Genomic DNA, 8922 nt, shown 5'->3' with positions numbered 1-8922 from the left:
ATATACTAAAATTAAATCATGATTATCTGAAAAATACCTAGCATCATTTGATACAGTATACTTTTTCTCCCAAATAATAGTATTAACAAAATTTTCTCTGCCAAAAATATTATCGCTTAAAATCTTAAGATAATGTCCTTCATCATCATCAATGTTAATCCAAATACTACCATCTTCACTTAATAACTCTCTCGCTACCTCAAGACGATTCTTCATAAACGTCAACCAAGTGGAATGATTAAAATTATCATTATAGTTGAAACTATCACTTCCAGTATTGTAGGGAGGATCGATATATATCAACTTCACCCTACCAGCAAAGCGTTTTTTGAGGCTATGAAGAGCGATTAGATTATTCCCCTTGATGATGAGGTTATCTGTATCCTCTAGTCCCTCGACTTCATGTTCACCATCACTATCAAAGCGTTTAAAGTTGGTCAGTACCTTATCGTCCAGCAAACGATTGATTTCTGTTGGAGCAAGCGTTTCGTTAAAGAAAAGCTCTTGACGCTTAGCGTCGTCCTTAGTCTGCCCACCCTCAAGCACACAATCTTTATAGGGAAAATTCAGCACCACTTCCTTCTTTTCAGATAGATAGTTTCCATCAGGCATCCCCAAGCCGATTTTGGTTTTGTAGGCAGTAAAACTGTCAGGCAAGAACTCTTTATTATTTAAAAATTGTAAAAATACATCTTTTTTGAATACTAGCACACCATCTTGTAGTTTTGAAAAGAAATGCTTAGCAATTTTTTCATTACTCATCAGTTGATTGAGGAGTTCAGGATTATACTGCCGTGCCAGCTCAGCCAATTTATTCTTATTTAGAACACCATCCACTAAAAAATTAGGATTTTTAGCGAGAACCTGCTCCAATTCGTGCTTCATATATGGAATCTCCTTCTCATACTCAATGAAAATCAAAGAGCAAACTAGGAAACTAGCCACAGGCTGTACTTGAGTACGGCAAGGCGACGTTGACGCGGTTTGAATTTGATTTTCGAAGAGTATCACTTAAAATTTGTGAAGAGCTAATAGTATTCCTTTATATGTATATATAAAGGAAGGGTATACCCTTCGGTTTTATTCAATTTTCTAGTTCTATTATAGCATATTTGAGGATATTTAAAAGAAATGATAAAAAAGCTTGAGGAATTATGTATTTCCTCAGGCTTTTCTCTATCCTTTAAAGGTCACAATGGTGGCGCCACTGCCTCCAGCATTCTGTGGAGCATAGCCAAAACTCTTGACATGCTTGTTTCTTTGCAGGTATTTGGTGACGCCCTCACGGATGACTCCTGTTCCGATACCATGGATGATATCGACTTGCGCCATGTTGTTGAGCAGGGCTTGGTCGATAAAGGCGTCCAGCTTATTCATAGCCTCTTCGTACCGTTTGCCTCGGAGATCCAGTCTGGCTTGCGGACCACGACCAGAAGAACGTTTGACGACATTGACTTGTTTTTTCTTGACTGAGGCTTCTTGCTGAGCCTGAACAAGGTCAAATTCTTTCTCTTCCAAAGTCATCTTGATCAAACCGACTTGGGCTTCCCAACGGCCGTCCTTAAGTTGATTAGTCAAGGTTCCACGTTGTCCATAACTGAGAACCACGATATCATCCCCCACCTTTGGAGCTCGTTTTTTCTTGGCTTTTTGAAGGACCTTGTTTTTAGACAAGTCGACTTTTTCAGGAGCCAGTTTTTTCAGCTCAGCCTTGGCTTCAATGATTTCATGGGGTTTGAGTTGAGACTTACTATGGAGATTTTTGAGAATCTGGTCACTCTCACTTAGAGCGAGTTCCACAATCTCGGCAGCCTGTTCACGCGCCTTGTTAAGCTCAGTTTCTTTTTCACGATTGAGTTCGTTGTAGAGCTTTTTAAGCGCTCGGTTCATCTTGAGGTTTTCTTGCTCGACCTCACGGATATTGTCCAAGCGTTTACGGCTTTCAAGCGTTTGCTCTTCCAATTGTTCAATGATGCGGTTGACGTCATTATCCTGATCAACCTGCTGGCTGGCATCTCCCACGATGACATCTGACAAGCCCAGGCGCTTGGCAATTTCAAAGGCATTGCTTCGACCAGGAACTCCCTGCATAAAGCGATAGGTCGGACGGAGACTCGCTGTGTCAAACTCCATGCTGGCATTTTGCACAAAGGCTGTCTCAATACCATAGGCCTTGAGCTCTGGATAGTGGGTCGTCGCCATGGTCTTGACCTGACGCAGACGAAGATCCTCCAGAATAGCCATAGCAAGCGCGGCTCCTTCCTGCGGATCAGTACCGGCCCCGAGCTCATCTAGCAATAAGAGCGAGTGCTGATTGACCTTACCAAGAATATCTACGATATTGGTCATGTGGCTGGAGAAGGTAGACAAGCTTTGCTCGATAGACTGCTCATCCCCGATATCAGCGAAGATTTCTTCGAAAATACCGACACGGCTTCCTTTGTCAGCTAGAATGGGCAATCCAGATTGGGCCATGAGCTGGGTCAAGCCCAGGGTTTTGAGCATGATAGTCTTCCCACCTGTATTGGGACCTGTAATGACAATGGCCGTTAATTCCTTACCGAAGTGTACATCGTTTGCGACAGCATTTTTAACCAAAGGATGGCGAACATGAAGGAGTTGAATTTCTTGGTTCTCTGAAAGTTGAGGAACAACTGCTTGTCTTTCTTGGATGAAACGCACCTTGGCACGAATCAAGTCTAAATGACCGATAATCCAAGCGTCATTAGCAATCTCTGCAGCATGAGGACGGACCCGTTCTGAGAGCTCCTGCAGGATACGAATCATCTCATAGCGCTCGTCTGCTCGCAAACTAGCGATTTCTTCGCTCAGTTTCACGACCTCACGTGGCTCAATATAGACTGTGTTTCCACTGGCAGAGATATCATGGACAACACCCGCAATCTTATTACGATAGGTGTTCTTGACAGGTAAAACCTGACGGCCATTTCTGCTAGCGATAATGCCTTCGGTCAACATCTGTGCTTTTTGTTTAAGTAAGTCTTGCAAGACATCTCGAACTTGACTCTCGCTATCATGGATTTTCCGACGGATGCGTGCTAGCTCTTCACTGGCGAAATTTTCGATAAATCCTGCATCATTTAGAGATTGAAGACTCCCTTGCAAGTGGGGAAAATCATGCAGTTTTTCAAACCATCTCGCCAACTGCTCCAAGCGTACATTTTTAAGATTGGCATAAAAACCTTGCAACTCTCTGCTAGCAAGCAAGACTCGTTTGAGGAGCAGGAACTCCTCAATATTGAGGTCCGCCCCCATCTCCAGACGCTTGCAAACAGCTGATATCTCACGCGTCGCTAGGATGTTAAAGTGAGGTTGCTCGACAAAGAGAGCTTGCATTTCCTCCATCTCTGTAAAGGCTTGTTTGATCTTATCCACCTTGGCGGTTGGAGCCAAACCTTTTAGCTCCTCTAGGCCTTGTTCTGTCAGGAGATGAGGTTCAAACAAGGCCTTGATTTTATTAAATTCTAAGGTTTCTAGTATTTTTGTATTCATATTTTTTCCTTGTATGCTGGTTTACAAGATTATAGCAACTAGAGGTTTTGACCTAGTCGTCCAATCTGTAAACAAAGGGCTAGGAAAAATCCCGCCCTTTTTATCCGATTAAATTTGTCACCCAGAGTTGTTTGATAAAGTTTGTCGTGAAAGGGACACTTTGGATGATGTGTTTGGCTACTATACTTTTTTCGAGTGAATTTTGAATGACTGCCAGAGGCACCGTTGCAAGAATGGTCAGAGCCATTTGCAAGACAAATAAGGTTACCAATAGCGACAATAGGCCTGATCCGATACGAAACCATTTGACATCTAGCTTTTTAGTCGGAATCAAGTGTAGGAACAAACCAATAAGTCGTCCAAGGCTGTAACAAATTCCAAAAACCAGGAGATAAGCCAAACCCGCATAAAAGATCTTATCTAGCTGAAAAAGCTGATCTGAAGGGAAGAAAAAGGTTCCCTGTCCTTCCTGAGGATTGGCGTAAGGGACAAGCAAGTGAAATTGATCTCCCAGCGATTTATAAAACTGCCCAGCAACAAAGGCTGAAATCACTGCCACGAGGAAATAATAAACTTGTAGCACCAAACCTCTACGGTAGCCGATGTAAAAGCCCCAAGCTAGAACCAGTAAGAGAAGGATCGAAATCATAGGGAATCCTCAATCTTGCTCTGCTCTTGCTTGACAGCAACCAACTTGTGACGGAGCTCTAACAACTCTTGCTCCTTGTCATCAAATTCAATTTCACGACTAAGCTGCGTCGATAGGCTGTTAATCGCCAAAAGAAGCGCAATGGTTTCATCATCCGCCCCAGGCATTTGTTCTTTAATTGCTTGGTATTTTTCAGTTGCAACCTTGGCAATTTCCTCCATAAAGAGGTTGTCATGCTCAGTTGTCAAGGTTAATGTCTTTTTTCCGAATGTAAACTTATATCGATTTAGATTTGCCATAAAATTCACCTCACGATATTATACCAAATTTCGCTAACTTTGTCAGTTTTTACCAATTCTCCTGCTTTTGTGGTACAATAGAGACTATGGCAAGTATCACACTCACACCAAGTGAACAGAAAATTCAGAGCTTTTTAAGTCAGTATCAAAAGGCTCTCAGTCCTAGTAAAAATCCTTATATTCGCTATTTTTTGCGATTCCCTCAGGCAACCGTTTCTATCTACACTTCTGGAAAAGTCCTCCTGCAGGGCGAAATGGCTGAGCAATACGCCATTTTCTTTGGCTATCAAGTTGTAGAGGAAACCAGTGGACAAGATTTTCCTATGATTGGGACTGATGAGGTGGGAAATGGTTCCTACTTTGGTGGGCTGGCTGTCGTGGCCTCCTTTGTGACACCGAACCAGCATGACTTCTTGCGGAAACTCGGTGTGGGGGATTCAAAAACTCTGACAGACCAAAAGATTCGTCAGATCGCCCCTATCCTCAAGGAAAAAATCCAGCATCAAGCACTCCTTCTTTCACCGAGCAAGTACAACGAAGTTATCGGAGAGCGTTACAATGCTGTTTCTGTAAAGGTTGCCCTTCACAACCAGGCTATCTTTCTCCTGCTTCAAAAAGGAGTCCAGCCAGAAAAAATCGTGATTGATGCTTTTACAAGTCCTAAAAACTATGACAAGTACTTGGCGCAAGAAGCTAACCGTTTTCCAAACAAGATTACTTTGGAAGAAAAAGCCGAGGGCAAATACCTAGCTGTTGCGGTTAGCTCTATCATCGCACGTGATCTCTTCCTCGAAAACTTGGAAAATCTTGGACAAGAACTAGGCTATCAACTGCCAAGTGGCGCAGGAACTGCTTCTGATAAGGTTGCTAGCAAAATCCTTCAAGCCTATGGCATGAAGGGGCTCAACTTCTGTGCCAAACTACATTTTAAAAATACTGAAAAAGCCAAAGCACTTCTAGAAAGGTAAATTATGAATTCGCTTAAAACATTTCTAAAAGAGTGGGGACTTACGTTCCTCATCATTATACTAGTTGGTCTCAGTCGTCTCTTTCTATGGACCAATGTCCGCGTAGAAGGACACTCTATGGATCCTACTCTAGCTGACGGAGAGGTTCTCTTCGTTGTCAAACACCTCCCAATTGACCGTTTTGACATTGTAGTTGCTCATGAAGATGATGGAAATAAAGACATCGTTAAACGTGTCATCGGCATGCCTGGTGATACCATTCGCTACGAAAACGACAAGCTCTTTATCAACAATCAAGAAACCGACGAACCTTACCTAGCAGACTACCTCCAACAGTTTAAAAATGATAAACTTCAGAGCACCTATTCAGGGAAAGGCTTTGAAGGGGATAAGGGTGTCTATTTTAGAAGTCTAGCTCAGAAAGCTCAGGCCTTTACTGTCGATGTAAATTTCAACACCAGTTTCAGCTTTACCGTACCCGAGGGTGAGTACCTCCTCCTTGGAGATGACCGTTTGGTTTCTAGCGACAGTCGCCATGTTGGAACCTTTAAAGCCAGTCAAATCAAAGGAGAAGCCAAATTCCGTTTCTGGCCACTCAACCGTATCGGAATCTTTTAAAACCAGCAACTAGATGCTGTGATAGTCTTTTTGAGTTAGCTTTTAGAATTAGATTGCAACTTGGCAATATCTTGTACCAAGTCCCAAATCAAAGGAAAGCCTAACTGGAAGCTCTATCCCAGCTCTTTTTCTATCAAAAAGGAAATCTATGGAAGTTTATTTTTCAGGCACCATTGAACGCATTATTTTTGAAAATCCCAGCAATTTTTATCGCATCCTCCTCCTAGATATCGAAGATACCAATGCGGAGGACTTTGACGATTTTGAAATCATCGTTACAGGAACCATGGCTGACGTGATTGAGGGCGAAGACTACACTTTTTGGGGACAAATCGTTCAACACTCCAAGTACGGAGAACAACTGCAAATCAGCCGCTATGAGCGAGCAAAACCGACTCGAAAAGGGCTTGTCAAATACTTTTCTAGCAGCCATTTCAAGGGAATTGGCCTCAAAACTGCTCAGAAAATTGTGGATACCTATGGCGAAAATACCATTGACGAAATTCTGGAACATCCTGAAAAGTTAGAAAGCATTACAGGACTATCTGCCAAAAATCGTGAGGCTTTCGTCTCTACCCTCCGTCTCAACTATGGGACAGAAATGGTCTTGGCAAAACTAGCCAACTACGGTATTCCTAATAAACTAGCCTTTCAGATTCAAGATTTTTACAAGGAAGAAACGCTGGATATTGTCGAAAACTATCCCTACCAGCTAGTTGAGGATATCAAAGGTTTGGGCTTTACCATTGCTGACCAATTGGCTGCCGAACTAGGCATCGAAAGTCAAGCTCCTGAACGCTTCCGTGCTGGCCTTGTCCACAGTCTTTTTCAGAGATGTATGGATACAGGCGATACCTATATAGAAGCCCGAGATTTGCTGGAACAGACCCTGACTCTCCTAGAGTCTTCCCGACCCGTGGAATTGGACCCCAGCCAAGTTGCCCAAGAACTCTCCTACCTCATCGAAGAAGACAAGGTTCAGCAGATTGATACTAAAATCTTTGATAACAGCCTCTTTTTCGCTGAGGAAGGCATTCGCAGTCACTTGGTTCGTATTCTTGAAAAAGGAAAGAAACAAAGTCAGGATTTAGAAACCATTCAAAAGCATATCGCTAGTGTTGAGGAAGAACTAGGTATTGAGTATGATAGCATCCAAAAACAGGCCATCTGCGACGCTATCCAGAACAAGGTCTTTATCCTAACAGGTGGACCTGGTACTGGTAAGACGACTGTTATCAATGGGATTATCGCTGTTTATGCCCTCTTAGAAGGAATTGACCTCAGGAAAAAAAGCAACCTGCCTATTCTTCTAGCAGCTCCAACTGGTCGAGCAGCTCGGCGCATGAATGAATTGACATGTTTGCCTAGTGCTACTATACATCGTCATTTGGGGATGACGGGAGACGATGATACCAGTCATCTAGAAGATTATCTGGATGCCGACTTCATCATCGTGGATGAATTCTCCATGGTTGACACTTGGCTAGCCAACCAACTTTTCTCCAACATCTCTTCTAACAGTAAAATCCTCATCGTGGGTGATAGCGACCAGCTACCTTCTGTTAGTCCTGGACAAGTCCTTGCAGACCTACTCCAGATACCCCTGATTCCGCAGACTCGCTTGGAACGGATTTACCGTCAGAGCGAAGAATCAACTATCGTTACCTTGGCGAGTCAAATTCGACAAGGCATCTTGCCAGCCGACTTCACCCAGAAAAAAGCTGATCGCTCCTACTTTGAAATCGCTAGTGGCCATATCCCAGCTACCATTGAGAAAATTCTTGGTGCTGCCCTCAGAAGTGGCATTCCGGCTCGAGATATTCAGGTGCTAGCGCCTATGTATCGAGGAACTGCTGGTATTGACGCTATCAACCAACTCATGCAAGACCTCCTTAATCCACCACAAAAAGACAAAGTTAGCTTTGAAGCAACTCAGTGTCACTATCGAGCAGGAGACAAGGTCATTCACCTGGTCAACGACGCCGAAGTCAATGTCTTTAACGGAGACCTAGGCTACATCACAGACCTGATTCCTGGTAAATACACCGAGTCCAAACAAGACGAGATTGTCATTGATTTTGACGGCAATGAAGTCATCTACCCACGAAACGAATGGTACAAGATCCGTCTGGCCTATGCCATGAGTATTCATAAGTCACAAGGAAGTGAGTTTCCCGTTGTCATCCTGCCCATCACCAGTGCTAGCAAGCGCATGCTGGAGCGAAATCTCATCTACACAGCTATCACAAGGGCCAAGAGCAAGCTCATCCTTCTTGGTGAATTACAAGCCTTCGACTATGCTACCCAACACATCGGAACCGCCCGAAAGACCTATCTGATTGAACGCTTCAGTGATTTAATTGAAACTAATATTGAAGAAAGTAAACAAGCCTTCTCTGAAACTGCCACATCAAGTGACTCTGAACAATCCTACATTCTCACCGAGGAAAACTGGTCTAGCATCCCAGCCATGATCGGGATTACAGATGCAGACTTAAAAGAGATTTTTGGAAAATAGTGGCTCTATAATTTCTATAGTGGGTAAATCCACTTTGGAGATTATGGAGCCTTTTTGAGTGTAGAAAAAAAGTCCCATATGACCTATAATGAAAAGCGACCAAACCATCATTAGAAAGGATTCACATGGAACTGCTTAAGAATACCACAGATTTAATCGGATTGAAAGATAAAAATATCAAAATTCTCTTTGTTTTACGCTTCTAATCCCACATCGAAATACGAGCTACTCTGGATTATCCAGCACCTCCCTGCCCTCATTGTCAGGGAAATAGGATCAAATATGATGTTCAAGAGGCTTCAAAAATTCCAATTCTAGATATTCAAGGGATGCCTGCGAGCCTGAAGCTTAAAAAAA

7 protein-coding genes and 1 pseudogene are annotated in these 8922 nt (G+C 43.0%); 4 read left to right on the top strand and 4 right to left on the bottom strand.

Annotation, left to right across the window (positions count from 1 at the left end; translation table 11 throughout):
- The 4 genes from SORDD16_RS07905 to zapA form a co-directional block, all read right to left on the bottom strand.
- The coding region (locus SORDD16_RS07905; RefSeq protein WP_164966503.1) for a DNA methyltransferase at positions 1–885 on the bottom strand (885 nt) is incomplete at its 3' end.
- Between the two features lie 291 nt (positions 886–1176).
- Positions 1177–3513, bottom strand: coding sequence for an endonuclease MutS2 (locus tag SORDD16_RS07900; RefSeq protein WP_061453034.1), 2337 nt, complete (start codon positions 3511–3513; stop codon positions 1177–1179).
- A 100-nt stretch (positions 3514–3613) separates the two neighbouring features.
- Positions 3614–4162, bottom strand: coding sequence for a CvpA family protein (locus SORDD16_RS07895; protein WP_061453033.1), 549 nt, complete (start codon positions 4160–4162; stop codon positions 3614–3616).
- Complete coding sequence (zapA, locus tag SORDD16_RS07890; protein WP_061453032.1) at positions 4159–4461, bottom strand: cell division protein ZapA; 303 nt, start codon at positions 4459–4461, stop codon at positions 4159–4161. The genes SORDD16_RS07895 and zapA overlap by 4 nt, the downstream gene beginning before the upstream one ends.
- A gap of 86 nt (positions 4462–4547) precedes the next feature.
- On the opposite strand from zapA, the gene rnhC reads away from it, so the two are divergent.
- The 4 genes and pseudogenes from rnhC to SORDD16_RS11965 all read left to right on the top strand — a co-directional run.
- A complete protein-coding gene (gene rnhC / locus SORDD16_RS07885; protein WP_061453031.1) occupies positions 4548–5429 on the top strand; it encodes a ribonuclease HIII in 882 nt (293 codons plus the stop codon).
- Positions 5430–5432: 3 nt separating this feature from the next.
- Positions 5433–6047 (top strand): signal peptidase I, encoded by a 615-nt coding sequence (lepB, locus tag SORDD16_RS07880; protein WP_061453030.1) that lies wholly within the window; start codon positions 5433–5435, stop codon positions 6045–6047.
- Between the two features lie 148 nt (positions 6048–6195).
- Positions 6196–8565 (top strand): SF1B family DNA helicase RecD2, encoded by a 2370-nt coding sequence (gene recD2 / locus SORDD16_RS07875; protein WP_061453029.1) that lies wholly within the window; start codon positions 6196–6198, stop codon positions 8563–8565.
- 125 nt (positions 8566–8690) lie between these two features.
- Positions 8691–8922: pseudogene (locus SORDD16_RS11965) on the top strand (ISL3 family transposase); the annotation flags it as partial.

This window comes from Streptococcus oralis, from assembly GCF_001578945.1.
Taxonomy (GTDB): Bacteria; Bacillota; Bacilli; order Lactobacillales; family Streptococcaceae; genus Streptococcus; species Streptococcus oralis_Q.
The sequence above is the reverse complement of the archived record's forward strand: the minus strand, read 5'-3'. Positions and strand labels throughout refer to the sequence as shown.

What these genes read in the sequence shown, in the direction of transcription:
- SORDD16_RS07900 (WP_061453034.1), bottom strand. Translation starts at nt 3,513, where the DNA reads ATGAATACAAAAATACTAGAAACCTTAGAATTTAATAAAATCAAGGCC.
- lepB (WP_061453030.1), top strand. Translation starts at nt 5,433, where the DNA reads ATGAATTCGCTTAAAACATTTCTAAAAGAGTGGGGACTTACGTTCCTC.
- rnhC (WP_061453031.1), top strand. Translation starts at nt 4,548, where the DNA reads ATGGCAAGTATCACACTCACACCAAGTGAACAGAAAATTCAGAGCTTT.
- SORDD16_RS07895 (WP_061453033.1), bottom strand. Translation starts at nt 4,162, where the DNA reads ATGATTTCGATCCTTCTCTTACTGGTTCTAGCTTGGGGCTTTTACATC.
- zapA (WP_061453032.1), bottom strand. Translation starts at nt 4,461, where the DNA reads ATGGCAAATCTAAATCGATATAAGTTTACATTCGGAAAAAAGACATTA.
- recD2 (WP_061453029.1), top strand. Translation starts at nt 6,196, where the DNA reads ATGGAAGTTTATTTTTCAGGCACCATTGAACGCATTATTTTTGAAAAT.